Origin of the sequence: Pseudoclavibacter sp. CFCC 13611 (assembly GCF_008831225.1) — a bacterium.
Taxonomy (GTDB): domain Bacteria; phylum Actinomycetota; class Actinomycetes; order Actinomycetales; family Microbacteriaceae; genus Pseudoclavibacter_A.
The window spans coordinates 488,562-515,144 of the sequence record NZ_WBKE01000002.1 but is presented as its reverse complement, the minus strand read 5'-3'; the positions used below and the strand labels follow the sequence as shown (position 1 = coordinate 515,144).

Below are 26,583 nucleotides of genomic sequence, written 5' to 3'. Positions count from 1 at the left end.
GGTGCCGAAGCCGCGGCGTCAGGGCCGCGGCAGATCTCCTGGCGGCATCCCGTTCGGCGGCAGCACCGCTCGCATCGCACGCACGATCGTCGGTTCGTCGGGCAGCTCGCGCGTGTCGTCGCCGAAGACGAAGAAGCGCACCTGTGCGACCGCCTGCCAGAGCAGCATCTCGATGCCCGAGACAGCGGTGCCGCCGATGGCCTGCCAGCGGGTCGCCAGCGTCGAGGGCCATGGGTCGTAGGCGACGTCCAGCAGCACGTCGCCCGTCGATCCGAGTCGAGGTTCAATCGCATCTGCGGCATGGGCGGGCAGCGTCGACACGACCGCCGGTGCCGTCAGCGCGAGCTCACCACCGGTCAGCGTCACGACATCCACCGTGACGCCCCAATCGGCCGCGCGATCGACCAGCTCGCCGGCGTGCTCCGGCGTGCGTGCGTGCAGGCGGACGCTGCGGGCGCCGAGATCTGCGAGCGCCCGCAGCGAGCTCAGTGCGGTCGCACCCGAGCCGATCACCTCGGCGCTCTCGAGTCGTTCGATTCCGGCTTCGCGCAGGGCCTGCTCGATGCCCCACACGTCGGTGTTCGCCCCTTGCAGCACACGGGTGCCGGAGCTCCTGCCTGAGGCGAAGCGCAGCGTGTTGGCCACCTGCAGCTCGTTGACCAGCGGAGTCACCTCGTCGAGATAGGCGATGACCTCGCGCTTCAGCGGCATCGTCAGGCTGAGCCCGAGCCAGTCGTCGCCCAGCCCCTGCAGAAAGGGCAGCAGCTCGCCGCTGCCGACCTCTGCGCGGTCGTACTGCCAGGGCAGCCCGAGGGTGGTGTAGGCGGCATTGTGCAGCAGCGGAGACAACGAGTGCTCAATCGGGCTGCCCAGCACGGCCAGGCGCCGCTGCGACCGCACGGTCGCAGCGGAGGCATCGGCAGCCACTACTGAATGCCTTTCTGCTGCTTCCAGGCGTTGTACCGGTCGACCGACGCCTGATGCTCCTGCAGCGTCGTCGAGAAGACCGTCTCGCCGGTGTCGAGGTTCACCGTCACGAAGTACAGCCAGTCGCCGGGGGTCGGGTTGATCGACGCCTGAATGGCGTCGTCGCCCGGGTTGCCGATCGGTCCGACCGGCAGGCCTTTGTTGGCGTAGGTGTTGTACTTGTTGCTCGCATCGTCGCGTTCCTGCTTGTCAGGCTCGACGATGTCGGTGCGCCCCGATCCGTAGGTCACAGTCGAGTCCATCTGCAGCGGCATGTCCTGGGCGAGGCGGTTGTCGATCACACGCGCGACTTTGCCCATGTCGGCGACGCTGCCCGATTCGGCCTGCACGACCGACGCCTTCGTCATCACGTCATAGCGTGCCGCGTCGCCCTGCACCCCGGCGTTGTCGAGCGCCTTGTTGGCGCGATCGACCATCTGCTTGATGATGTCTTTCGGCTCGGCCTCTGGGTCGATCGTGTATGTCGCGGGGAACAGGAAGCCCTCCAGAGACTTGTGATCCTTCGCCTGCTGCGGAACGTCATAGGCGTTCACGTCGCGCGCGGCGGCCTGCAGCTTCTCGAGCGGCAGATCGACCACCTCTGAGATGCGGGCCAGAATCTGCGACTGCCGGTAGCCTTCGGGAATGACGACCTTGAGGTCGACGCGGTTCGACGGATCGCTCAGCACGTCGATGACTGTGGCAGAGGCCGACTCTTTCTGCAGCTTGTACGCTCCGGGCTGGAAGACCGGTTCGGGCGACCGTTTGTGGTACTCGTCCAAGAAGCCCTTGTACGTCTTGATCACGCCGACGTCGACCAGGTTCTCGGCGATGTCGGTGCCCGACTCGCCGTCACGGATCACGAAGGTCACGTCGTCTGTGCCCGGCCCCGGGTAGTCGACGACCTCGCCGATGCCCATCTCACGCATGAGCGACCGGCCGGCGAAGAGCAGCGCGGCGATGAAGACGGCGATCAGCACCGTTACGACGATCCAGGTGATCGTGCGTTTGCGTCGTGTGCGGCGTCTGCCTGCGTGTCTGCTCATGCATCGTTCCTTTCGACAGCGTCGCCGGGCAGTCGCCCGGTGTGCTGCTCAATCTCCAGAGCCTGCTGCAGGATGGCAACTGCGGCTGCCTGATCGATCACCGATCGCTGCTTCCCGCGTTTGCGACCACTCGGCCGCAGCTGGCGGGCCGCGACGTTGGTGGTCAGCCGTTCATCGACCAGATGGGCGGCGATGCCGGTTCTCTGAACCAGCTGCTGACAGACGTCACGGGCGTCGTCCGTCGACTGTGTGTCGCCGCCGCGCAGATTGATCGGCAGGCCGCAGACCAGGCCTACGGCGCCGTACTCCACGGCGATCTCAGCGATGCGTTGCGCCCATGAGCCGTCGGCAGTGCGCTGCACCGTCTCGACCGGGTAGGCCAAGAGGTGCTCGGCGTCGCAGGCGGCCACTCCGATGCGGGCCTTGCCGACATCGATGCCGAGCAGCACGCCGCGACGCTCACCCGCTGCTGTCACCGGTCGCGCACCTGCACACGCACCGCTTGGAGCGCGGCCTCGACTCCGCTGGTGTCGGTGCCGCCTCCCTGGGCGAAGTCAGGTTTGCCGCCGCCTCCGCCGCCCAGACGCGTCGCCGCAGCCTTGACCAGAGCACCGGCCTTGACGCCGAGGTCACGAGCCGCCTGATTCGTGGCGACGACGACCGTCGGTCGCTGACCGACGACTGCAACGAGCGCGACCACGGCTGCGTCCGCGCCCAGAGCCGACCGCACCTGCATGCCCAGCTCTCTCAGGGCATCCGCATCTGACACCTCGACGCGGGCGACGACCGCTCGCACGCCGGCGAGGTCTTCGGCACGTCCCACGAGATCGGGAACCTGTGCGCCGAGCTTGGCCTTCGTGAGATCTTTGACCTGCTTCTGTGCGGCGTGCAGCTCTTCGACCAGAGCCGAGACTCGCTGTTCGAGCTGGTCGGGCTTCGTCTTGAGCTGAGCGGCGAGCGAGGCGATGAGCTGCTGCTGGGTGATGCCGTGCTGCACGGCGTCCATGCCCACCAGTGCCTCGAGGCGACGCGCACCCGAGCCCACCGACGTCTCGCTGATCAGGTTGACGACGCCGATCTGCGAGCTGTGCGCGACGTGCGTGCCTGCGCAGAGCTCGCGTGACCACGGCCCGCCGATCTCGACGACGCGAACCTCGCGGCCGTACTTCTCGCCGAACAGGGCCATCGCGCCGGTCGCCTTTGCCGATTCGAGATCCATGATCGTAGCGCTGACCGGCAGATCGTTGCGCACGGCCTGGTTGCAGATCTCGTTAATCTCGCTGACCGTCTCAGGGCTCAGCCGATTGTTCCAGGCGAAGTCGAGACGCATGTAGCCGGGGCGGTTGAGCGAGCCCGACTGCACCGCTGTGCGGCCAAGCGTCTGACGCAGAGCGGCGTGCACGAGGTGCGTGGCCGAGTGTGCCTGACTGGCCTCAAGGCGGTGCAGCGCATCGGCGTGCACCTGCACGCGGTCGTCGACCGCCAACGTGCCCTTCGAGACCTGCACCGAGTGCACGGTGAGCCCCTTGACCGGAGCCTGTGCGTCGACGATGCGTCCGGTGAAGTTGGCGCCGACGAGCGTGCCGTGGTCTGCGGTCTGGCCGCCGCCCTCGGCATAGATCGGCGTCTCGTCCAGGATGACGTCGACCGACTCGCCCTCGGCGGCAGTCGGAACCGACTGCCCGTCGCGAATGAGGCCCAGCACACGTGCCTCGGTCGACAGCGCGTCGTAGCCGAGGAATTTGGTCGCGCCCAGCGCGCGCAGATCCCGGTAGACCGCGAGATCGACGTTGCCGGTCTTCTTCGACTTGGCGTCGGCCTTAGCGCGTTCGCGCTGCTCGGTCATGAGCTTGGCGAACTCCTCACGGTCGACGTCGAGTCCGGCCTCCTGTGCGATCTCGACGGTGAGGTCGATCGGAAACCCGTACGTGTCATGCAGAGCGAACGCCGTGTCACCCGACAGCGACGAGCTCTTCGCCTCTTTGGTGTGCTCGATCGCGAGATCGAGGATCGTCGTACCGGCGCCCAGCGTGCGCAGGAAGGAGTCCTCTTCGTTGTAGGTGATGTTCGAGATGCGCTCGAACCCGGTTTCGAGCTCGGGGTACGAAGCCTTCATGGCGTCTTTTGACACCGGCAGCAGGTCGGGCATGACCGGGCGGTCGACGCCCATCAGGCGCATGGCACGCACGGCACGACGGATCAGACGGCGCAGCACGTAGCCGCGGCCGTCGTTCGAGGGGCTGACGCCGTCGTTGATCAGCATCATCGCACTGCGCACGTGGTCGGCGACGATGCGCAGCCGTACGTCGTCGTCGTGGCTCTCGGTGCCGCCGTAGCTGATACCTGCGAGCTCGGAGGCCCGGTCGAGCACGGGGCGCACCTGGTCGATCTCGTACATGTTCTCGACGCCCTGTTTGACGAAGGCGACGCGCTCGAGCCCCATGCCGGTGTCAATGTTCTTGTGCGGCAGCTCGCCGACGATGTCGAACTCGGTCTTCGAGCGCACGTTGTTGATCTCGTACTGCATGAACACGAGGTTCCAGATCTCGAGGAATCTCGAGTCGTCCACGGCAGGCCCGCCGTCACGGCCGTATTTCGGGCCGCGATCGTAGTAGATCTCAGAGCAGGGACCGGCGGGGCCCGGCTGACCGGTCGACCAGTAGTTGTCCTCGCGGCCGAGACGCTGGATGCGATGCTCGGGCAGGCCGGCGATGCGGCGCCACAGCTCGTGGGCCTCGTCGTCGTCTTCGTAGACGGTGACCCAGAGGTCTTTCTCGTCGAACCCGTAGCCGCCGTCCGATTCGGACGAGGTCAGCAGATCCCAGGCATAGGTGATCGCGCCCTCTTTGAAGTAGTCGCCGAACGACCAGTTGCCGAGCATCTGAAAGAACGTGCCGTGGCGGGCCGTCTTGCCCACCTCTTCGATGTCATTGGTGCGGATGCACTTCTGGCAGTCGGCCGCCCGTGGGTACGGGGCGGGAACAGCGCCCGTCAGATACGGGATGAACGGCACCATCCCGGCAACGGTGAAGAGCAGGGACGGATCATCCGAGATCAACGATGCCGAGGGAACGATGGTGTGATCTTTGCTGGCGAAGTAGTCGAGCCAGCGCTGTCGGATATCCGCAGTGTACATATGCCTTCACAGACGTTTCGTAGTGGGGAAACGGGTGCCAGGTGCGGATCTCTCCGCACGATGGCACCCGTCCGGTGAATCGTTCACCGTGAGATGTGTTGGGCTCAGCGCAGATCAGTGCTGCGCGGCGTCGCGCAGTTCGTCCTGCAGATCGTCGATCGCCTCTCGAACCTCGGCGGTGCGCTCCTGAAAACTGCGTGCCACGGTGTCGGTGAAGTCGTTGACCTCGGCGAAGAATGCCTGACCCTTCTCGGTCTGAGACACCTTGTGTGCCACGAGGAATCCCGTGCCGATACCGACGATGAACCAGAATGCCTTGCCCATATTCGCCTACTTTCGCTTCGCGGTGGTCTTGGCCTGCTTCGCCGTCGTGCGACGGCTTTTGCCGAACGACGCCGCAATGCCAGCGACGCGCCCTAACGGCGAGTTGACGACCGAAGTGACCGTCGCGACCACGCCGCTGACGTTGTCGGCGACCTTCGTCAGGTTAGTCGTGATGCCGTCGACCTTGACCAGCTGCCGATTGGCCTCGGCCACGGTCGCCGTGCTCTCTTCGATCAGGGGGGCGACGTTGTCGGTGAGATCGCGCACGCTCTCGCGTGCCTCATCGAGCAGATGGCCGAGCTTCCAGAGCGGCACGATCAGCACCGCCACCAGAACGACGAAGGCGATCGCAGCGATCAGCGCTGCAATGTCTCCTCCAGTCATGACCGTTCTCCTCTCTCCCACCGACAACGTCGGTTGGGTCAGTGATCAGCGCGCAGCGTAGTACTCGACGACCAGCTGGACTTCACAGGTGACGGGCACTTCGGCACGCTTCGGGCGACGCGTCAGCGTGGCCTCGAGCTTGTCGAGCGTGACGTCGAGATACTCCGGCACGGCCGGCAGCACCTCTGCGTGGGCGCCTTCTGCGGCGACCTGGAAGACGTCGAGCTTCTCGCTCTTCTCGTGCACGTGAATGAGCTGACCCGGCTTCACGCGGAACGACGGGCGGTCGACGCGTTCGCCGTCGACCATGATGTGACGGTGCACGACCAGCTGGCGAGCCTGCTGGATGCTGCGCGCGAAGCCGGCGCGCAGAACGAGCGCGTCGAGACGCTGCTCGAGCAGCTCGACCAGGTTCTCACCGGTCAGACCCTCCTGCTTGCGGGCTTCGCTGAACACGCGGCGCAGCTGAGCCTCGCGGATGCCGTACTGGGCGCGCAGACGCTGCTTCTCGCGCAGACGCACCGCGTAGTCGGAATCGGTGCGGCGCTTCGTGCGGCCGTGCTGACCCGGGGGGAACGGACGGTTCTCCATCAGTCGGGCAGCCTTGGGGGTCAGTGCCACGCCCAGCGCGCGGGACAGACGGGTTTTGCTATGTGTACGCGACTTCGTCGCCATTGTTTCCTCTCGATGACGCTAAATACAATCAATCAGTGAGCCGGGGCAACGCTCGGCTACAGAGCGCCACCATTCACTCCACTGGCGCAGCCGCTCGCCGTGCAGAGTTCAGGCCGAATAACACTACCACGCTCGTCTGTCTACGGAGCCCGCCGCACCGTCACTTCTTCTCGAGGCCATCGTCGGCATCCGCCGTCACCTCAGGCGACGACTCGGTCGCCTTCCCGGAGGGCACTTCAGGGGGCTTGCCAGAGGAGGCCTCAGCGGTCTTCGCAGTGGCGGCCCCAGCGGTCTTTGCCTTGGGCGTCTGCGCAGCTCGCTGCATCGGCAGCCCGGCGAGCAGCCGACGCACCTGATCGAGCCGGCGGCCGATCGTGGCGTCGAACCCGTGGCCGGTCGGCACATAGTAGCGGCGTCCCTGTAACGTGTCGGGCAGATACTGCTGGGCACTCACCCCCGTGGGCTCGTCGTGGGGGTACTGATAACCGACGCCGTGACCCAGTGCACGCGCCCCTTTATAGTGCGCATCGCGCAGATGCGACGGCACATCGCCTGCATCGCCGGCTCGGATGTCGGCGATCGCGCGATCGATGGCCAGGTACGCCGCGTTCGATTTGGGGGCCGAGGCCAGATAGACGGTGGCTTCGGCCAAAGGAATGCGACCCTCAGGCATGCCAACCATCGCGACCGTCTGCGCGGCAGCCACAGCGATGCTCAGCGCCTGCGGATCGGCCGTGCCGATGTCTTCGGCAGCCGAGATCATGAGACGTCGTGCGATGAACCGGGAGTCTTCGCCGCCCTCGATCATGCGAGCCAGATAGTGCACCGCCGCGTCGACGTCTGACCCGCGGATCGATTTGATGAACGCGCTGACCACGTCGTAGTGCTGATCGCCGTTCTGGTCGTATCGCACCAGGGCTCGGTCTGCCACGATCGCGACCACAGCCGCGGTGATGCGGGGCAGCCGAGCCTGTTCGGATGAGTCTGCGTCGTCGGCCTTCTCAGCGGACGCCATGTCGGCGTCTGCCTGGCCGGCGGCCGCCTCGAGCAGGGTCAGCGCACGCCGGGCGTCGCCCGAGGCGAGTTCCACGATGGCCGTTCGGGCCTCGTCGTCGATCGCGACCGCCCCGTGCAGACCGCGTTCGTCGACGATGGCGCGATCGATGAGAGAGAGCAGGTCGTCGTCGGAGAGCGACGTCAGACGCAGCAGCAGCGATCGGCTGAGCAGCGGCGAGATCACAGAGAACGAGGGGTTCTCAGTGGTCGCCGCCACCAGCGTGACGATGCCGTCTTCGACGCCGGGCAGCAGGCTGTCCTGCTGCGCCTTGGTGAATCGATGGATCTCATCGAGGAACAGCACCGTCTGCGTGCCATAGAGGTCACGGTCTGCCTGCGCCTGCTCCATCACGCGTCGCACGTCTTTGACTCCGGCGCTGATGGCCGAGAGTTCGATGAAGCGGCGCTGTCCCTCGGTGGCGATCACATGCGCCAGCGTCGTCTTGCCCGTTCCCGGAGGGCCGAAGAGAATGACCGATGCCGGGGTGCGCTCGCCCTCGGTCGGGTGGCACAGACGCCACAGCGGTGTGCCCGGTCGACGCAGCTCGCTCTGGCCGACAACGTCGTCAAGCGTTCGCGGTCGCATGCGCGCCGCCAATGGTCGGCTGGCTCGGGCACCTTGCAGAGACGTCATGCCGACAGCGTAGCGCCAGCCGCCGACACGGCCTCTCAGACCGGCTTCGCCAGCGCGTCACGTGCACAGCAGCCGTTTGTCACCGGCTAGACTGGTGCAGCATCGAAGCGGGATTTGAGGAGAGTCGTGAGCGAGACACACCAGCAGCAGTTCGGCCGCGCCGACGGCGAGGGAAACGTCTACCTGATCACAGGTGACGGCGAACGCTGGGTCGGGCAGGTCACCGGAGCCACCGCCGAGGAGGCGCTGGCCTTCTACAGCCGCAAGTTCCAAGACCTCGTCGGCCAGGTCACTCTGGCCGAGCAGCGGGCACGCACCGGGGCGAAGGCCCGAGACGTGCGCAAGAGCGTCACGGCACTCGACGAAGCGCTGAAAGAGCCGACGGTCGTCGGCGACCTCGACGCACTGCGCACCAGGGTCGACGCGCTGCGCACGCAGGTCGACGCGCTGGAGAGCAAGCAGCAGGAGCAGTCGGCGCAGGCTCTCGCCGAAGCCGCGGCACAGCGAGAGGCCATCGTCGAGAAGATCGAGCAGCTGGCCGCCACCCCAGTCGCCAACATTCGTTGGAAGGACGTTCACGCGCAGGTCGAGCAGATCTTCGGCGAGTGGAAAGAGCACCAGCGCACCACGGCCCGCCTGCCCAAACAGCAGGCCGACGCCCTGTGGGCGCGGTTCAAGCAGTCTCGCCGCAAGCTCGAAGACGGTCGACGTGCGTTCTTCGCCAGCCTCGACGAGCAGCATCGCACGGCCAAGCAGACGAAGCAGCAGTTGGTCGAAGAGGCCCAGAAGCTGGCCGAGCAGGCCGAGCCCCGTGTCAATGACTACCGCGCCCTGCTCGATCGTTGGAAGGCCGCCGGGCGCGCCGGCGCCAAGGTCGACGACCGCCTCTGGGAGCAGTTCAAAGCAGCCGGAGACGTCATCTTCGCGAAGAAGCAGGAGCACGACGCCGTCACCGACGCCGAGTACGCAGAGAACCTGCAGAAGAAAGAGGAAGTGCTGACGCGGGCTGAGGCGCTGCTCCCGGTCACTGACTGGAAGGCTGCTCGCTCCGCGCTGCGTCGTCTGCAAGACGAATGGGATGAGATCGGTCGGGTTCCCCGTGCCAGCATGCGCTCCGTCGAGGCTCGGCTGCACGCTGTCGAGACGGCGGTCAAAGAGGCCGAAGACGCACACTGGTCCAAACGCAACAGTGAGAAGAGCGATCGTGCCACCGGTCTCGCCGCGCAGCTGCAGCAGAGCATCACCGATCTTGAGGCAGATCTCGCTGCTGCTGAGGCGGCAGGTGACGCAGAGAAGACAGCCGAGATCACCAAGGCGCTTGAGACGCAGCGCAGCTGGCTGAAGGCCACCGGCATCGCCTGATCTGCCATTGGTCTCACAGGCCCGGCGGATGCTCCTTGTGCACAGGAGCATCCGCCGGGTCTTTCTGTACACAGCGTTGCGTTGACCCGTGTGCTTCGCCAACACTCGTGATCGACTGGCCTCATGGACCAGACAGAGGCGAACGGCCTGCGAGCTCAGGGCACCCGATCATCCGCTCACGCACTGAGCCCCGAATGCTCCGCTCTGGCGGCGTTCTTCTCACCAGAAGAGCGCCGCCGGCTCACTCTTGACGGCCTGCTGAATGATCTCGGCGGCGTTCACCTCCCGTGGTTTGCAGCCAGCACTCCCCGAGCACGGGCCGCCTCCCTGCCGAAGCTGCCCGAGCCACTCGTCTGGGCCGGACGAACCGCTGCCTGGGTCTGGACAGGGTCACGTCGCCGCCCGTTCTATGAGGCGATGACGGCTCCCGGTCGACGCTGGGACATCCGTCGCGACGCCCTCGGCGCCGGAGTGATCTGCAGAATTCGCCATATGCGGCTGCAGCACTCGCACGTCGACGCTCTCGACCGCGCTCGTGTCACCGGCCCGACGCGCACCGCGAGAGACCTCGCCATGACGCTCGAGCATCCTGATGACTGTGTGCTGCTGGCCGACCTCGCAGCGCAGCACCGCCGCGCGGTCGAACGGGCGCTGCCCTTGCTGCCCGCCGGCGATCAGACGCAGCACTCCGCGCAGGCGCGACGCGCGCTGCAGCAGGCGCTCGCGCTCAGCCGTTGACGCGGTAGACGTCGTAGACGGCGTCGATGCGTCGCACGGCGTTCAGGATGCGATCGAGATGCACGGTGTCGCCCATCTCGAAGACGAACCGAGAGAGCGCCAGACGGTCGTCAGAGGTCTTGACGGAGGCTGAGAGGATGTTCACGTGATGTTCTGAGAGCACCCGAGTGACATCGGAGAGCAGGCCGGAGCGGTCGAGGGCCTCGACTTGGATGTTCACCAGGAACACGCTCTTATGCGTCGGCGCCCAAGAGACCTCGACCATTCGATCATGCTGGTTCTCGTTCAGATCGGCCACGTTGCGGCAGTCGGCTCGGTGCACTGAGACGCCTGCGCCGCGGGTGATGAAGCCCACGATGTCGTCGCCGGGCACCGGAGTGCAGCATTTCGCCAGCTTGACCATGACGCCCGACTGGCCGCGCACCAAGACCCCGGAGTCGCTGGTGGCCGCGCGCTGATGCGTCGTCGGATGCGGATGCGCCATGATCGGCAGTTCGCTGGTCGTCTCATCGAATTCGTCGAGTTCGATGCGCTCGATGACCGATTGAGTCGAGACGTGTCCCTCGCCGAGCGCCGCGTACAGCGCCCCGATGTTGGGGTACCCCAGACCTGACGCCACCCGTGTGAACGCCTGCTGATCGCCGATGACGCGCAGCGGCACCCGATTCTTGCGCAGCGCCCGCTGCAGGGCCTCTTTGCCGGCCTCGATCGACTCGTCGCGGCGCTCCTTGCTGAACCACTGGCGAATCTTCGCACGGGCTCTCGGGCTCGTCACGAACGAGAGCCAGTCTTTGCTCGGCCCGGCGTCCGCAGAACGAGAAGTCAGGATCTCGACGACTTCGCCGCTGGCCAGTCTGGTGTCAAGCGGCACCAGACGCCCGTTCACCTTCGCTCCCATCGCGCGGTGACCGACCTCGGTGTGCACCGCGTACGCGAAGTCGATCGGCGTGGCACCGCCGGGCAGACCGACGACCTTCCCCTGCGGGGTGAAGACGTAGACCTCTTTGGCGCCGATCTCGAACCGCAGCGAGTCCAGGAACTCCCCCGGGTCTTTGGTCTCGGACTGCCAGTCGGAAAGATGCTGCAGCCAGACCAGCTCCTGGTTGATGCCCTGCTCGGCGGTCTGGTTCATCACCGGCTTCGCCCCGCTGGCCTTATAGAGCCAGTGCGCAGCGACACCGTACTCGGCGCGCTGATGCATCTCGTAGGTGCGAATCTGAATCTCGACGGGGCGTCCGTCCGGACCGATCACCGACGTGTGCAGCGACTGGTACAGGTTGAACTTCGGGATCGCGATGTAGTCTTTGAAGCGCCCGGGAATCGGGCTCCATCGGGCGTGAATGGCACCGAGAGCGGCGTAGCAGTCTCGGATCGAGTTCACCAGGATGCGAATGCCCACGAGGTCGTAGATCTCGTCGAACTCACGGCCGCGAACCACCATCTTCTGGTAGACGGAATAGTAGTCTTTCGACCGTCCGACGACCTCGGCCTTGATCCGCTGCCGACGAAGATCGTCGTCCACCATCGAGATCACGCGCTTGACGTACGACTCGCGCGCCGGCGTGCGCTCTTTGACCAGACGCACGATCTCGTCGTAGACCTTCGGGTACAGCGCTTTGAACGAACGGTCTTCGAGCTCGTGCTGCAGGGCGCTCAGGCCCAAACGATGAGCGAGCGGCGCATAGATCTCAAGCGTCTCTTTGGCCTTGCGCGCCGCTTTCTCCGGCGGCACGAAGCCCCACGTCCGTGCGTTGTGCAGCCGGTCGGCCAGCTTGATCACGATCACTCGCACGTCGCGAGCCATCGCGACGACCATCTTGCGAACGGTCTCAGCCTGGGCGTTCACCCCGTACTTCACTTTGTCGAGCTTCGTGACACCGTCGACCAGCATGGCGATCTCGGCCCCGTAGTCGGCGGTGAGCTGGTCGAGCGTATAGTCGGTGTCTTCGACGGTGTCATGCAGCAGCGCAGCCGCCACGACTTGGGCTGATACGCCCAGATCGGCCAGAATCTGTGCCACCGCGATCGGGTGGGTGATGTACGGTTCGCCGCTCTGACGCAGCTGCCCGTCATGGGCGGCATAGGCCGTCAGATACGCCCGCCTGATCAGTGCGAGGTCTTCTTTCGGGTGATGGTGCCGAACCGTCTGCACCAGTTGCGAGACCTGTGCGTCAAGACCTGTCGCCGGGCGCTGGAAGAGACGCGGCAGACCGAGACGCCGTGGGGCTGACGGTGTTGACTGCTGCTGTGGCTCAGGCATGGTGTCGCCCCCTGCTCGGTCGTGCGCGGTAGTGCTCCTGATGACTACTTCAGATTACTCGGTTCGCCCGCAGACGTCGCATCGCCCGCCATCGACTCTGTGGCCTCGCCCTGTGTCGATCCCGCAGCCTCGAGTTCGGCACGATGCTCGGCGACCACTCCGTCATGCGTGACGATCTTCGACTCTCTGCTGCGCAGCAGTGCATACGTGGGCGCAGCCAGGAAGATCGTCGAGTACGCCCCGACCAGGATGCCGATGAAGAGCGCCGTCGAGATGTCACGCAGGGTGCCCGCGCCGAGCAGCCCGCCGATGAACAGGATGGATGCCACCGGCAGCAGCGCCACGACCGTGGTGTTGATCGAACGAATCAGCGTCTGGTTGACGGCGAGGTTGACCAGTTCTCCGAATGTTCGCGTCTTCTGCTCTTCGAAGCCGCGCGTGTTCTCACGAATCTTGTCGAAGACCACGACGGTGTCGTACAGCGAGTAGCCGAGAATCGTCAGAAAGCCGATCATCGCCGAGGGGGTGACCTCGATGCCGACCGCACCGTAGATGCCAGCGGTGACCACGAGGTCATGGAAGAGGCTCAGCATCGCCGCGAGCGACATCTTCCAGGTTCGGAAGTAGATCGCCATCAGCACCGAGGCCAGAACGAGGAAGATGATCAGACCGCGCAGCGCCTGCGCTCCGACATCCGCACCCCAGCTCGGATTGATGTAGGACACGGCCACGTCGTCCCCGGGCACCTGATAGGTCTGGGCCAGAGCCGACGAGATCTGCTTCGACTCGTCTTCGCTGACCTGGTACGTCTGCACACGAATGGTGTCATCGCCGATCACGGCGATGCGCGGCTCGACCTCGCTGTTCTGCAGCACCGATTCGACGGCGTCACGCGCCGGCTGCTCCTGCGGATCAACAACGTGCGTCACGCGGAACTCACTGCCTCCGCGGAACTCGATGCCGAGGTTGAACCCGCCCCGGGCGATCGGAAGGATCACCGAGAGCAGGATGAGCACGGCTGCGATCAGGTACCACACCTTCCAGCGACCGATGAAATTGACTGAACGCTTGCCTGAGTGCAGGTCGAAGCCCAACTGCGAGAAGGCGGCCATCAGCGCTGCTCCCCCTTCTTCTCATCGGCTGCCGAGTCTGTCTGGGCAGCGTCTTTCTGTGCGTCGTTCGTCGAGGCGGCCTCGGCTGCGTCGACGGCGTCATGCGGATGCGGTTCGAAGCCTGCAGCGCGCGCCTTGCGCTCGGCGATGGTCAGGCGGCGTTCGGCCTCGCCGGCAGCCCGGCGCGACTTCTTCGCTTTGCGACTGCCTGGTTCGGCGGATTCTGCCGCCCGAGCGGCGAAGTCCAGGTTCAGGCGTCCGCGATAGGCGTTGCCGAGCATCTGCGGGTTCAGTCCCGAGAAGTGATGACCTTCGCCGAAGAACCGTGTGGTCGCAAGCAGCTGCATCATCGGGTGGGTGAAGAGCATGACCACCACGAGGTCGACGATGGTGGTGAGCCCCAAGGTGAAGGCGAAGCCCTGCACACCGCCCACGGCGAGCACATAGAGCACGACGGCCGCGAGGAAGTTCACCATGTCCGAGGCCAGAATCGTGCGCAGCGCACGCTTCCAGCCCACCTCGACGGCGGGGATGAGCGTCGACCCGTCTCTGAGCTCGTCGCGTATTCGTTCGAAGTACACGATGAACGAGTCAGCCGTGATGCCGATCGCCACGATCAGGCCGGCGATGCCGGCCAGCGACAGCCGGTACCCTTCTGTCCACGACATCAGCGTGACGAGCAGATAGGTGATGCCCGAAGCGAGCACCAGTGACACGATGGTGACCAGGCCGAGGGCACGATACTGGAAGAGCGAGTACACGACGACGGCCAGCAGACCGATCGCACCGGCGATGAGGCCGTAGACCAGCTGCTGAGATCCGAGTGTCGGAGTGATCTTGTTCTGGCTCTGCACATCGAAGCTGATCGGCAGTGCACCGTACTTGAGCTGATCCGCAAGCGTCTGCGAGCTCTCCTGGGTGAACTGCCCGCTGATCTGCGCGCGGCCGTCGGTGATGATCGCATTCGAGGTGGGTGCCACGATGACCTGTCCGTCGAGCACGACAGCGAAGCGGTTGGCCGGCTCGGTCTGGCTGGTGAGGTCGCTCGTGACCTTGTGGAACATCTCGGTGCCGACATCGTTGAATTCGATGTTCACGACCCAGTTGTTGGTGACGGTGCCGTTCTGACCGGCCTGCTGGCCCGCCTTGGCGTCGCTCAGCTGTTCGCCGTCGAGCAGTGCTCCGTCGGCCTTGTCATCCTGACGGTCGACGGGAGCCAGCAGCAGCTTCTCGCCGTTCGCGCTGCAGGCGATCTTCGGCAGGTCGGCGCTGTTGACGCTGGTGCCGTCGGCTTCGACCGAGGCACGGTTCGGCACGGGGTCGGCCATCTTGTACTGCTGCTGCGATGCGGCGTCGTCTCCGGCGTCTGGAGTCGACCCGTCTGCAGGAACCACGCAGCTGTAGGCGTCGAACTGCGAGATGATGTCGTTCGACGCCTTCGTGCGAGCGGCGTTCTCGGTGGGGTCCTCGCCGTCGAGCGTGGGCAGCTTCTCAGTGACACCCGGCGTCGTCGGCGTCGTCGAGGTGGCGGCAGCGGAGCGCCAGACTCGACGAAACTCCAGCTTCGCAGACGAGCGGATGCGCTGCAGCTGCTCGTCGGTGGGGTCTCCGGGAAGACTGATGACGATGTTGCGGCCGCCCTGCGTCGTGATCTCGGCTTCGGAGACACCACCCGCGTCGACACGCTGGCGCATGATGCTCTGCGCCTGTTTCATCTGGTCGGCGCTTGGGTCGCTGCCGTCCTCGGTCTCTGCGGCGAGCACGATCTCCGTGCCGCCCTGCAGATCGAGCGCCAGCTTCGGCGTCGCCGAGGCTCCGCCCCAAAGGATGCCGCCGCCCAGGGTCGCCGCGAGTGCGACGATCACCACCCCGAGCCAGATCAGAGACTTGCGTGCCTGTCGCACCGGACCGCTTGCTGCCACTGTGTCGTTCTTCCTCGTCGTCAAGAGCACATGACCTGCCGGTCAGCGCACCGAACCGAGCGGTCGTTCCCCCCGGCTGCGTGGCCGTCTCGTCTCGACGAGATCGGACCACTCATGCGAATGAGCCGATGCACGCGGACATCGGCTCATTCACATGTCATCTAGTTGTTCTTGGGCTTGTCGTCATTCTGCGACGACGCATCGGCGCTCGGATTCGGATTTGTCCACTCGGGATTTGAGTCCTCATCGCTGCGCAGGCCGTACTTCGGCGAACCGTCCTCGTCGGTGAGCGGCTCAGCAGCCGGGGTCGAGTCGCTCGTCACGGCGGCGGCCGGGGAATCGTCGACGGGAGACGTCTCGATCTTGGTGATCGTCTGACGGTGCACGCGCACGAAGGTTCCCGGCGTCGACTCGAGGGTCACGGTGTTGTTCGCCTCGTCGATGTCGCGGATCGTTCCGAACAGCCCGAAGCTGGTCATGACCTGGGCGCCGACGACGGCTTTGTCCTGGGTCTGCTGCGCCTCCCGCTGTCGTTTCTTGTTGTTGCGGAACGTCACGAAGATCAGCACGACGAACACCGCCAGCAGAATCAGAAGCATTGGATCCATGGAATATAACTCCACTCTCATCGTCGGTTGCGGTCATCGGGCACGCACAGACGTCCCGATCCAAGAAACTAGGCTACCCTAATCGTCCAAGAGCGTGGGCTGTGCGTTCTCTGCGGAAGAGAGTTTCGCCTTCGGCGGAATGAGGCCCAGATGCAGCCAGGCGTCTCGCGATGCGACACGGCCCCGTGGGGTGCGCAGGACGAGACCGCTGCGCACCAGATACGGTTCGACGACTGACTCCAAGGTGTCGGTCTCCTCGCCGACACTCATAGCCAACGGGCCGAGCCCGACCGGTCCCCCGGCGAACTGTCGAATCAGCACGCCGAGCACGTCTCGGTCGAGCCGATCGAGGCCGAGCTCGTCCACTTCGTAGAGCGACAGCGTCGACGAGACCGCCTGCAGAGGATCCTCGTCGGGGTGCACGATGAGGTAGTCGCGAACACGGCGCAGCAGCCGGTTCGCGATGCGAGGCGTCCCCCGTGACCGAGAGGCGATCTCGATGATGGCGTCTTCGCTCAGTTCGATCTCGAGCAGACCCGCGGTTCGATGCAGCAGCTGTGCGAGTTCATGAGGCGGATAGAACTCCATGTTCGCAGTGAACCCGAACCGGTCGCGCAGCGGCGCGGGCAGAGCACCCGCGCGCGTCGTCGCACCGACCAGCGTGAACGGCGCCAATTCGAGCGGAATAGACGTCGCACCCGGCCCTTTGCCCACCATGACGTCGACGCGGAAGTCCTCCATCGCGAGGTAGAGCATCTCTGCCGCCGGCTTCGCGATGCGATGGATCTCGTCGATGAAGAGAACTTCGCCCTCGGTGAGCGAGCTGAGGATGGCGGCGAGATCGCCGGCATGGGTGATCGTCGGACCACTCGTCAGGCGCAGCGGCCGCCCGAGGTCATGCGCGACGATCATCGCCAGAGTCGTCTTGCCGAGGCCGGGAGGTCCCGCCAGCAGAATGTGGTCGGCTGCCCGCTCTCGCACTCTGGCGGCCTGCAGCACCAGATCGAGCTGCTCGCGCACTCGGCGCTGACCGACGAACTCATCGAGATGCTGCGGCCGGAAGGCGACGTCATTGGCCGAGTCCCGGTCGTCGAGCGGCGTCGGCGAGACGACGCTCTCAAGAGGCGCAGGCGCTTCGCCGTGCGGGGTCTCGTCGCCCGCCGACGATCCTGGACGGCGCCTCGAACTCATCGGGCACCCCCGAGCAGGGCGAGCGCAGCTCGCAGCAGTGCGTCATCGCCTTTGGCCCCCACTTCGACGGCTCGCGCGACGGCCTCCTGCGCGTCACGCTCGGCCCAGCCGAGTCCGACCAGAGCGGCGACCACGTTGACCGAGACGGCGGCGGATGCCGTGGACGTCTGCTGCGCAGGCGCCGGTGGTGCGATGCGGCCGGCAAGCTGCACAGTGATCAGCTTCGCGGTCTTCGCGCCGATGCCTGAAATGGTCTGGAACGTCTTCGCATCTTCGTCGGCCACCGCCTGAGCGATTCGCTGCGGAGAGAGACCGCTCAGCACGGCGAGAGCCAGCTTCGGCCCCACACCGCTCACGGTGCGCAGAACGTCGAAGAGGCCTTTCTCCTCGGGAGTGCGAAAACCGAACAGCGTCACGGCGTCCTCGCGCACGATCATGACGGTGAGCACGCTCACCTCACTGCCCTCGCGCAGGCTCCGAGCCTGTTCTGCCGTCACCGACACCAGGTATCCCACGCCGTTGACGTCGATCAGCAGCTGGTCGGCGCCGGCGCTGACGACGGTGCCCCTCAGAGATCCGATCATCCTCGCCTCATCTTCCACTGCCCCGTCTTCGCCGCATCGCCTGCTGTGCGTTTGGAATTCAGCTGGCCGCGTTCGCGACCCAGCCGCCACTGCCGCTGCGCCGCAGTCTCGCCTGCCGGCGCGACGGCCTTCGTGTCGCTCGCAGTCGGCTTGAACGATTCACAGATCGCCACGGCCAGGGCATCGGCGGCATCGGGCGGTCCGTCGACGTGGTCGATGCCCAGCAGCCTCGCGACCATGTGCTGCACCTGCGACTTGTCAGCTCGTCCGCTGCCGGTGACCGCAGCTTTCACCTCACTGGGAGTGTGCAGCACCAGCGGTATGTCGGCTTCGCCTGCGAGATGCATCACTGCGCCGATGATGTGCGCGACGCCCATCACCGACGGCAGGTTCTGCTGAGCGAAGACGCGTTCGACCGACACGGCTCGAGGCCGATGCCGCCGCATCAGCCGTTCGACCTCATGTGAGATCCGATGCACGCGAACCGCGATGTCGGCGGCTGGGTCGGAACGGATCACACCCACGTCGACCAGAGCGACGCGGCGTCCCGGGTGCGACTCCACGACTCCGAACCCACAGCGGGTCAGGCCGGGGTCGATGCCCAGGATGACCGACATGTCAGTCTTCTTCGGCCAGCGTCTCGACGATCTCGTCGCTCACGTCGAAGTTGCCGAACACGTTCTGCACGTCGTCGCTGTCTTCGAGCGAATCGATGATGCGGAACAGCTTGCGCGCCGTGTCGATGTCGACATCGATCTGCAGACCGGCGACGAACTCGTTCTCTGCAGAGTCGTAGTCGATGTTCGCACCGACCAGGGCCTGTCGAACGGCCACCAGGTCGTTGGGCTCGCTGATCACGCGGAAGCTGTCGCCGTTGTCGATCACCTCTTCGGCTCCTGCGTCGAGCACCGCCTCGAGGATGGAGTCCTCGGTGACCCCGTCAGCCTTGGCTACGGTGACGACACCCTTGCGGCTGAAGTTGTACGCAACCGATCCCGGATCGGCCAGCGTGCCGCCGTTGCGGGTCAGCGCGGTGCGCACGTCGGCCGCTGCGCGGTTCTTGTTGTCGGTGAGGCACTCGACCAGCAGCGCGACGCCGCCCGGAGCATACGCCTCGTACATGATGGTCTCGTACTTCGCACCGCCGTCGACCTCGCCCGAACCACGCTTGACGGCGCGGGTGATGTTGTCGGCCGGAACCGAGTTCTTCTTCGCCTTCTGAATGGCGTCGAAGAGGGTCGGGTTGCCCTCAGGGTCGCCGCCGCCCAGGCGTGCGGCCACCTCGATGCCCTTGATGTACTTCGCGAAGGCCTTGGCGCGCTTCGCGTCGATCGCGGCCTTCTTGTGCTTCGTGGTCGCCCATTTGGAGTGGCCTGACATGTGACTCCTTGTTCGTAGTCTCTCGATGAATCTTACTCGTGATGACGGTTCGGTCTCCGGTGGCCCGCTGAGCCGACTCGACCGGTGACCGTTGACGGATGCCGTGCGCCGCAGCAGCGTGCGGTGTCGGCCCGACGCGAATCGCTACTCGGCCGCAGCAGCGGCCTTCGCCTGCTGTGCTGCCACTTCGGCCAGTGCGACGGCCGGCGCCTCGACGCCGGAAGCGGACGTGGCATCCACCGCGCTGCTGACCTGCACCCTGGCGTCGGCGAGCCCGCGCAGCCAGGTGATCGCCTCGGCGACGGGCACACCGTTGCACTGCGAGCCGTCACGGAAGCGGAAGCTCACCGTGCCCGAAGAACGGTCGTCCTCGCCTGCGATGAGCATGACCGGAACCTTCTGCTTCGAGTGCGTACGGATCTTCTTGGGCATGCGGTCATCCGACGTGTCGACGCTGGCACGCAGCCCGACGGCACGCAGCTGCGCGGCGACATCCTCGAGATACGGTGCGTACTCGTCGGCCACCGGAATGCCGACGACCTGCTCGGGGGCGAGCCACAGCGGGAACGCGCCGGCGTAGTGCTCGGTGAGCACGCCGAAGAAGCGCTCGATCGATCCGAAGAGCGCGCGGTGAATCATCACTGGGCGCTGCAGCGTGCCATCGGGTGCGGTGTACTCGAGGCCGAACCGCTCAGGCAGGTTGAAGTCGAGCTGCAGCGTGCTCATCTGCCAGGTTCGGCCGATGGCGTCGCGCGCCTGCACCGAGATCTTGGGACCGTAGAATGCGGCGCCCTCTGGATCGGGCACAAGTTCGAGACCGCTCGCCTCGGCGACCTCTCGGAGTGTGCGGGTCGCCTCTTCCCAGACCGCATCGTCTCCGACGTACTTCTTCGGATCCTTCGTCGAGAGCTCCAGGTAGAAGTCGTCGAGACCGTAGTCTTTCAGCAGGTCGAGCACGAACTGCAGCACGCTGGTGAGCTCGTCTTTCATCTGCTCGCGCGTGGTGTAGATGTGCGCGTCGTCCTGGGTGAACCCGCGGGCACGAGTCAGACCGTGGATGACGCCGCTCTTCTCGTACCGGTAGACGGTGCCGAACTCGAAGAGTCGCAGTGGCAGGTCACGGTAGCTGTGCGCCTTGCTCGAGTAGATGAGGTTGTGCATCGGGCAGTTCATGGGCTTCAGGTAGTAGTCCTGCCCCTGACGCCTGACGTTTCCCTCTGCATCGAGCTCTTCGTCGACGTGCAGGGGTGGGAACATGCCGTCGCTGTACCAGTCGAGGTGACCGCTCACCTCGTACAGGTGTGATTTCGTGATGTGCGGGGTGTAGACGAACTGATACCCGGCCTCTTCGTGACGCTGACGCGAGTAGTCTTCCATCACCTTGCGGATGATGCCGCCCTTCGGGTGGAAGACCGGAAGGCCGGAGCCGATCTCGTCGGGAAAGCTGAACAGATCGAGCTCGACGCCGAGCTTGCGGTGGTCGCGCTTCGCCGCCTCAGCGAGGCGGTGCTCGTAGGCCTTGAGCTCCTCTTTGGTCGGCCAGGCCGTGCCGTAGATGCGCTGCAGCTGCGCGTTCGCCTGATCGCCGCGCCAGTAGGCCGCTGCGGTGCGCAGCAGGTCGAAGCCGTTGCCGATCAGACGGGTGTTCGGCAGGTGCGGTCCGCGGCACAGGTCGCACCAGATCGTCTCACCGCTCTTCGGGTCGACGTTGTCGTACATCGTCAGGCCGCTGCCGCCGACCTCGACCGACTCTTCGTCGTCACCGGCGTTGCCCTTGAGACCGATCAGCTCGAGTTTGTACGGCTCGTTCGCCTCTTCGACGCGGGCGTCGGCCTCTGAGATGGGACGACGCACGAAGCGCTGCCCCTGCTTGACGATGCGCTGCATCACCTTCTTGATCTGTTTGAGATCTTCGGGAGTGAAGGGCTCCTCGACGTCGAAGTCATAGTAGAAGCCATCGGTGATGAACGGGCCGATTCCCAGCTTCGCATCGGGGCGAACCTGCTGAACAGCCTGCGCCAGCACGTGCGTCGTCGAGTGACGCAGGATGTTGAGCCCGTCCTCGCTGTCGATCGTCACCGGCTCGACGGTCTCGCCTTCGGCGACGGTACCGGCAAGATCGCGAAGCTCTCCGTCGACTCGCTGGGCGACGACGTCGCGGTGGTCGGCGAAGAGGTCGGTGCCGGTCGTTCCAGCTGCCACCTCTCTGTGCTCGCCGTTGACAGTGATGGTGATGGGTGACGACACCGGAGCTCCTTGAGCATGGCCGCGCCGACCGATACGAAGCGGTCCGCGCGTGGGTGATTGCTGTTGACCTGACTATCCTACCGCAGGGTGTGCGCAGCCTTGGAAAAGTACGCTATACTTGTCGAGTTGCCTGAAAGGCAGCAGTCGTTTGGGCGATTGGCGCAGTTGGTTAGCGCGCTTCCTTCACACGGAAGAGGTCGCTGGTTCGAGTCCAGTATCGCCCACAGGCAGAAAGCCCCGGAGCCACGCGGATCGCGTGGTGTCCGGGGCTTTTCTCGTCTCATTGCTCAGCGCGCAGGTGAGTGGCGGTGTCGAAGAGCCGCTGAGGCGCACGGCCAGACACGAGGGTCACAGCATGCGTCCGCTCCCCTGGCTCGGTGGCCAATCGTATTCGCTCCCAGCTGGATGCTCAGTTCGCAGCGGAAGCCTCCTAGAATGCGAATCACCTGGTGATGCGCCAGGGGCTGTCAGACGCAACGGGGCGTCGACCGGCCGAGATGCAAGGAGGCATCAGCATGATCACCAAACGCGTCAGCCCAGTCGTCATCGACGGCCAGCGGTATTTTCCACTTGAGCGCCCAGAGCAGCTGCCTCGTGAGTTCGGCAGCATCGAGCTGTTCATACGCAACAAGGTGCCGGTGCGATTCACCCGAGTCGCCGACAACACCTGGGTTGTGCACCGCACTGATCGCCCGGGCTCGACCGGTGTGCTCGTGGATGACCCTGAGGGCGACGCGGAGGCGAAGAGCGGGGTCACGGTGAAGGCTCCGGAGGCTCACGAGACAAACCGTCCACGTCCCCGCTTCATCTATTCCGCGGCTGCAGCCACCAACGTTGGTCTCCCCGATTGGCGAATCCCGCTGCAGCGCGTCTCTTGGGACGACTTTCTGAAGTTCTTCGAGTCAGCATCAGTCTGATCGCTGAGAGAGACGAAAACAGCGGCCCCGCATCAGTAAGATGCGGGGCCGCTGTTCTGTTCAGCAGGTCAGTCGACGATCAGTGTGCCAGCCGATTGCGGTGGTTCTCAAATGAGAAGCCGATGACGGTCACGACCAGCAGCGCACCGCCGATGATCGTCATCCACGTTCCGACGGCCAGGCCCAGGAAGATCACTCCGGCTGCCAGCGAGAGCGCGAAAGGCCACCAGCTCCACGGGCTGTACCAGCCGTAGTCGGGGTCGGCGTCTTCGATCTTCGCCTCGAGATCATCCTCAGGAAGGGTTCCGCCTGCGTTCTTCGACGCCTTGTAGAAGTAGAAGGCGGGAAACCAGGCCATGCCGATGCCCAGGGCCAGTACGGTCGCACCCGCGGGCTCGATCGGAACGGCAGGATTGAACAGTCCGACGCCGTCGTTGACGAACGCGAGGCTGCACACGAAGTATGCGACCAGACCGACCAGGAAGAACAGGCCGATGCCGAAGAAGATATGTGCTGCAGTCTTCATTCTCAGTTCTCTTTCTTGTCGCTCGCCGCACGGACGGCCGGCACGTCGGCGAGAGCCTCATGTCGGTCTGCCTGCTCGGTCTGCTTGGCCGTGGCGAGTGCGAGTTCGGGATGGTGCAGGTCGAACGCCGGACGCTCCGAGCGGATGCGCGGGATCGCCGTGAAGTTGTGCCGCGGCGGCGGGCAGCTGGTGGCCCATTCGAGCGAGCCGCCGAAGCCCCAAGGATCGTCGACGTTGACGCGCTTGCCGTAGCGAGTGGTCATGTAGACGTTCCAGAAGAACGGCAGGAACGAGATCGCCAGAATGGCGGCACCGATGGTCGACACCTGGTTCAGCACTGTGAAGCCGTCCTGCGGCAGGTAGGTGTAGTAGCGACGAGGCATGCCCATCGCGCCGAGCCAGTGCTGCACGAGGAACGTCGTATGGAAGCCGATGAACAGCAGCCAGAAGTGCACCTTGCCCAAGGTCTCGTTGAGCATCTTGCCCGTGAACTTCGGCCACCAGAAGTACAGACCTGCGAACATGGCGAACACGACGGTTCCGAACAGCGTGTAGTGGAAGTGCGCCACGACGAAGTAGGTGTCAGACACCTGGAAGTCGAGAGCAGGGCTGGCCAGGATCACACCGGTGAGTCCACCGAAGCAGAAGGTGATCAGAAAGCCGATCGACCAGAGCATCGGGGTCTCGAAGGTAAGAGACCCTCGCCACATCGTGCCTATCCAGTCGAAGAACTTCACGCCGGTCGGAATGGCGATGGCCATCGTCATCAGTGAGAAGAACGGCAGCAGCACCTGGCCGGTGACGTACATGTGATGCGCCCAGACGGTCGCGGAAAGGGCCGCGATCGAGATCGTCGCGAGAACCAGTGTGCGGTAGCCGAAGATCGGCTTGCGGCTGAAGACCGGAATGATCTCTGAGACGATGCCGAAGAACGGCAGCGCGATGACGTAGACCTCAGGGTGACCGAAGAACCAGAACACATGCTGGAAGAGCATGGCTCCACCGGTCTCTGGATCGAAGATGTGCGTGCCGAACTTGCGGTCGGCGAACAGAGCGAAGAGCGCAGCTGCGAAGGGCGGGAACGCCATGATCACCAAGATGCTGGTGACCAGCGTGTTCCAGGTGAAGATCGGCATACGCCACATCGTCATACCCGGCGCACGCAGCGAGACGATCGTCGCGATGAAGTTCACCGCACCCATGATCGTTCCGAAGCCGGACATGGCGAGGCCGATGACCCAGAGATCGCCGCCCATACCGGGTGAGTACGTCGACGTCGACAGTGGAACGTAGGCGGTCCATCCGAACGAGGCTGCACCCTGAGGCGTGAGGAACCCGGCGACCGCGATGAGCGAACCCACGGTGTACGTCCAGTAGCCCAGCGCGTTCAGACGCGGGAACGCGACATCCGGTGCACCGATCTGCAGTGGCACCAGAACGTTTGCGAAACCGGCGAAGAGCGGTGTCGCGAACATCAGCAGCATGATGATGCCGTGCATGGTGAAGAGCTGGTTGTACTGCTCTTTCGTCGGGATCACCTGAAGGCCCGGCTCGAAGAGCTGCGCTCGGATGAGCAGGGCCAGCACGCCGGCGAACAGGAACCAGACGAACGACTGGACGATGTACAGGTAGCCGAGCGTCTTGTGGTCGGTCGTCGTCAGGAATCTGACGATCGAATGGCCTTTCTTACCCAGCTTGGGCGAGTAGCCCGCGACTGCTGTTGCGGAAGTCATAGTTCTCTTCCCCTCAATTCTCTGTCACGGCAGCAGCGCTGTGCGTGTGCTCGGCATCATCGGAGTTGTATTTCAGATCTTGGCGGCGGTCGAGCTCATGCCCGAGTGCGCCGGTGTTGCCACGCTCGCGGAGCTCCGCGATGTGCGTCTGGTACTCGCTGTCAGAGACGACCTTCACGTTCATGAGCATCATCGAGTGGTACTCGCCGCAGAGCTCGGCGCACTTGACCGGGAACGTTCCTTCTTTTTCAGGAGTGAACGTCCAGTAGTTGTTGTGCACGCCCGGAAGCAGATCTTTCTTGTACAGGAACTGCGGCACCCAGAACGAGTGGGCGACGTCGCGAGCGTCGAGCTTGATCTTGACCTCTTTGTTCACCGGGAGGTACAGCGTCGGCAGCTTCGACTCGTCGAACGTCGGGCCGCTGACGTAGTCGGCCTGAATGCCGGCGTCTTCGTGAACGTCAGGGTCGCCAGCAGTGGTGAGGTAGTTGATGTCCCAGCTCCACTGTTTGCCGACGACCTGCACCTGAACGTCGGCTCCGTCGTAGGCAGGCGTCGCCTTGGCCTCGGTTGCCGACTGCACATGGACGGTCGCAATGAAGAACCCGATGATCAGCACGAACGGCACGGCGGTGTACAGAACCTCGATCGGCAGGTTGTAGCGAGTCTGCGAGGGAACGCCGGTGTCACCCTTACGACGCCGGTAGACGACGACGCACCACACGACCAGGCCCCAGACGACCAAGCCCACGCCCAAGAGCACGACCCATGAATGAACCCACAGATCAGTGATCTGCTGAGTGTGGTCAGTGGTGTCTGACGCGGGGAGAAACCCTCGCTTCGCATCATCTGAACACCCGCTCAACGCCAGGGCCGCGATGCCCAAGACGCCGCTCGCAGCGACGGCTCTCTTCACTCTCGAACGCACCATTGTTCCTATCGGTAGCTTCTGAACGCAGCATCGACATACATCGACGCACTATCCATATTACCCACTCCGAACCGTCTCACTGACCATATGCACACCGAAAGACTGAATTCTCCGTGCATCGGCTGTGAAATTCACAGCATGAGCCCTGAGCCCGTGGGCCTGGACGCCGCGACACGCAGACGGCGGTCACCGCCCGAGACTCACACTCGGGTGGTGACCGCCGTCTGACGAAGCCGAAGAATCAGTGGAACGAGTCGCCGCACGCGCATGACCCCTGCGCATTGGGGTTGTCGATCGTGAAGCCCTGCTTCTGAATGGAGTCTTCGAAGTCGATGGTCGCACCGTCGAGATACGGTGCGCTCATCTTGTCGACGACGACTTCGACTCCTTCAGCGAACTCGGCGAGCAGATCGTCGTCGAGCAGCCGCTCATCGAAGTAGAGCTGGTAGATCAGGCCTGAGCAGCCCCCGGGCTGAACGGCAACACGCAGGCGAAGGTCTTCGCGGCCCTCCTGTGTGAGCAGAGCGTGCACTTTCTCCGCCGCGGAATCGGTGAGCGCGACGTTGTGCTTCTCAATGGTGTCGGTTGCCACGATGGTCTCCTTCTTCAGCTGCACCGCGCGTCATCGACGCCCGGCGATCTCTGCAAGCATCCTACGTCGTTTCCAACGTCGTCGCGCACTGGTGTGTTCCCGGCACTGCGGAGTTTCGCCAGGCAGGGTCGGCTCGGGCCATCGCCATGCCGGTTGGCGTCGCTGTGGCACCGCATAGAATGGAGCAGTGCGTCGGAGACGGCGCCCGAAGGTCGGCGCTCCGCGTCGATCTGGCACACCTCGACTTCCAGGAGCAGCA

General features: G+C 64.7%; 24 protein-coding genes and 1 tRNA gene. 4 read left to right on the top strand and 21 right to left on the bottom strand.

Annotated features, from left to right (window positions below):
• Nucleotides 1–18 precede the first annotated feature (18 nt).
• The 8 genes from F8O08_RS06630 to F8O08_RS06595 form a co-directional block, all read right to left on the bottom strand.
• Complete coding sequence (locus tag F8O08_RS06630) at nt 19–927, bottom strand: shikimate dehydrogenase (RefSeq protein ID WP_192496879.1); 909 nt, start codon at nt 925–927, stop codon at nt 19–21.
• Nucleotides 927–2,012: an endolytic transglycosylase MltG gene (mltG, locus tag F8O08_RS06625; protein ID WP_158038086.1), complete on the bottom strand. Its 1,086-nt coding sequence runs from the start codon at nt 2,010–2,012 to the stop codon at nt 927–929. Before mltG ends, F8O08_RS06630 begins: the two co-directional genes overlap by 1 nt.
• Nucleotides 2,009–2,488 carry a Holliday junction resolvase RuvX gene (gene ruvX / locus F8O08_RS06620; protein WP_158038087.1) on the bottom strand — a complete coding sequence of 160 codons (480 nt, stop codon included), beginning with the start codon at nt 2,486–2,488 and terminating at the stop codon, nt 2,009–2,011. Before ruvX ends, mltG begins: the two co-directional genes overlap by 4 nt.
• Entirely contained in the window at nt 2,485–5,148 is a 2,664-nt protein-coding gene (gene alaS, locus F8O08_RS06615; RefSeq protein WP_158038088.1) for an alanine--tRNA ligase, read from the bottom strand. The genes ruvX and alaS overlap by 4 nt, the downstream gene beginning before the upstream one ends.
• A gap of 114 nt (nt 5,149–5,262) precedes the next feature.
• Complete coding sequence (locus F8O08_RS06610) at nt 5,263–5,472, bottom strand: hypothetical protein (RefSeq protein ID WP_158031586.1); 210 nt, start codon at nt 5,470–5,472, stop codon at nt 5,263–5,265.
• A gap of 6 nt (nt 5,473–5,478) precedes the next feature.
• Nucleotides 5,479–5,856, bottom strand: coding sequence for a DUF948 domain-containing protein (locus tag F8O08_RS06605; protein ID WP_158031587.1), 378 nt, complete (start codon nt 5,854–5,856; stop codon nt 5,479–5,481).
• 45 nt (nt 5,857–5,901) lie between these two features.
• On the bottom strand, nt 5,902–6,531 hold the full coding sequence (rpsD, locus tag F8O08_RS06600) for a 30S ribosomal protein S4 (RefSeq protein WP_158031588.1): 630 nt from the start codon (nt 6,529–6,531) through the stop codon (nt 5,902–5,904).
• 160 nt (nt 6,532–6,691) lie between these two features.
• Nucleotides 6,692–8,221 carry a replication-associated recombination protein A gene (locus F8O08_RS06595; protein ID WP_158038089.1) on the bottom strand — a complete coding sequence of 510 codons (1,530 nt, stop codon included), beginning with the start codon at nt 8,219–8,221 and terminating at the stop codon, nt 6,692–6,694.
• Nucleotides 8,222–8,347: 126 nt separating this feature from the next.
• On the opposite strand from F8O08_RS06595, the gene F8O08_RS06590 reads away from it, so the two are divergent.
• Nucleotides 8,348–9,583 (top strand): DUF349 domain-containing protein, encoded by a 1,236-nt coding sequence (locus F8O08_RS06590; protein ID WP_158038090.1) that lies wholly within the window; start codon nt 8,348–8,350, stop codon nt 9,581–9,583.
• Between the two features lie 123 nt (nt 9,584–9,706).
• Nucleotides 9,707–10,321: a hypothetical protein gene (locus F8O08_RS06585; RefSeq protein ID WP_158038091.1), complete on the top strand. Its 615-nt coding sequence runs from the start codon at nt 9,707–9,709 to the stop codon at nt 10,319–10,321.
• On the opposite strand, the gene F8O08_RS06580 is transcribed toward F8O08_RS06585, so the two are convergent.
• From F8O08_RS06580 to thrS, 9 genes are all read right to left on the bottom strand, one after another.
• Nucleotides 10,311–12,581 (bottom strand): RelA/SpoT family protein, encoded by a 2,271-nt coding sequence (locus F8O08_RS06580; RefSeq protein WP_158031592.1) that lies wholly within the window; start codon nt 12,579–12,581, stop codon nt 10,311–10,313. The genes F8O08_RS06585 and F8O08_RS06580 overlap by 11 nt on opposite strands.
• A 44-nt stretch (nt 12,582–12,625) precedes the next feature.
• A complete protein-coding gene (gene secF, locus F8O08_RS06575) occupies nt 12,626–13,693 on the bottom strand; it encodes a protein translocase subunit SecF (RefSeq protein ID WP_158038092.1) in 1,068 nt (355 codons plus the stop codon).
• Nucleotides 13,693–15,615: a protein translocase subunit SecD gene (gene secD, locus F8O08_RS06570; protein WP_158042887.1), complete on the bottom strand. Its 1,923-nt coding sequence runs from the start codon at nt 15,613–15,615 to the stop codon at nt 13,693–13,695. Before secD ends, secF begins: the two co-directional genes overlap by 1 nt.
• Before the next feature lie 161 nt (nt 15,616–15,776).
• Nucleotides 15,777–16,223 (bottom strand): preprotein translocase subunit YajC, encoded by a 447-nt coding sequence (yajC, locus tag F8O08_RS06565; RefSeq protein WP_192496880.1) that lies wholly within the window; start codon nt 16,221–16,223, stop codon nt 15,777–15,779.
• A 78-nt stretch (nt 16,224–16,301) separates the two neighbouring features.
• Complete coding sequence (gene ruvB, locus F8O08_RS06560) at nt 16,302–17,414, bottom strand: Holliday junction branch migration DNA helicase RuvB (protein ID WP_158038095.1); 1,113 nt, start codon at nt 17,412–17,414, stop codon at nt 16,302–16,304.
• A complete protein-coding gene (gene ruvA, locus F8O08_RS06555) occupies nt 17,411–17,998 on the bottom strand; it encodes a Holliday junction branch migration protein RuvA (protein ID WP_158031597.1) in 588 nt (195 codons plus the stop codon). The genes ruvB and ruvA overlap by 4 nt, the downstream gene beginning before the upstream one ends.
• A complete protein-coding gene (ruvC, locus tag F8O08_RS06550) occupies nt 17,995–18,615 on the bottom strand; it encodes a crossover junction endodeoxyribonuclease RuvC (RefSeq protein WP_158038096.1) in 621 nt (206 codons plus the stop codon). The genes ruvA and ruvC overlap by 4 nt, the downstream gene beginning before the upstream one ends.
• Nucleotide 18,616: 1 nt before the next feature.
• Nucleotides 18,617–19,378 carry a YebC/PmpR family DNA-binding transcriptional regulator gene (locus F8O08_RS06545; protein WP_158031599.1) on the bottom strand — a complete coding sequence of 254 codons (762 nt, stop codon included), beginning with the start codon at nt 19,376–19,378 and terminating at the stop codon, nt 18,617–18,619.
• A 144-nt stretch (nt 19,379–19,522) separates the two neighbouring features.
• Nucleotides 19,523–21,625 carry a threonine--tRNA ligase gene (gene thrS / locus F8O08_RS06540; protein ID WP_158038097.1) on the bottom strand — a complete coding sequence of 701 codons (2,103 nt, stop codon included), beginning with the start codon at nt 21,623–21,625 and terminating at the stop codon, nt 19,523–19,525.
• Between the two features lie 150 nt (nt 21,626–21,775).
• On the opposite strand from thrS, the gene F8O08_RS06535 reads away from it, so the two are divergent.
• Together F8O08_RS06535 and F8O08_RS06530 are read left to right on the top strand one after the other, a co-directional pair.
• Nucleotides 21,776–21,849, top strand: a tRNA-Val gene (locus F8O08_RS06535).
• Between the two features lie 291 nt (nt 21,850–22,140).
• The gene (locus tag F8O08_RS06530; RefSeq protein ID WP_158038098.1) at nt 22,141–22,542 is read left to right on the top strand and encodes a hypothetical protein; all 402 of its coding nucleotides are present in this window, start codon (nt 22,141–22,143) and stop codon (nt 22,540–22,542) included.
• A 79-nt stretch (nt 22,543–22,621) separates the two neighbouring features.
• On the opposite strand, the gene F8O08_RS06525 is transcribed toward F8O08_RS06530, so the two are convergent.
• The 4 genes from F8O08_RS06525 to F8O08_RS06510 form a co-directional block, all read right to left on the bottom strand.
• A complete protein-coding gene (locus tag F8O08_RS06525) occupies nt 22,622–23,068 on the bottom strand; it encodes a cytochrome c oxidase subunit 4 (protein WP_158031602.1) in 447 nt (148 codons plus the stop codon).
• Nucleotides 23,069–23,070: 2 nt separating this feature from the next.
• Nucleotides 23,071–24,801: a cytochrome c oxidase subunit I gene (gene ctaD / locus F8O08_RS06520; RefSeq protein ID WP_158031603.1), complete on the bottom strand. Its 1,731-nt coding sequence runs from the start codon at nt 24,799–24,801 to the stop codon at nt 23,071–23,073.
• Nucleotides 24,802–24,814: 13 nt separating this feature from the next.
• Nucleotides 24,815–25,732: a cytochrome c oxidase subunit II gene (gene coxB, locus F8O08_RS06515; protein WP_158031604.1), complete on the bottom strand. Its 918-nt coding sequence runs from the start codon at nt 25,730–25,732 to the stop codon at nt 24,815–24,817.
• Between the two features lie 241 nt (nt 25,733–25,973).
• Nucleotides 25,974–26,324, bottom strand: a complete 351-nt coding sequence (locus F8O08_RS06510) for an iron-sulfur cluster assembly accessory protein (protein WP_318655640.1) — start codon at nt 26,322–26,324, stop codon at nt 25,974–25,976.
• Nucleotides 26,325–26,583 lie beyond the last annotated feature (259 nt).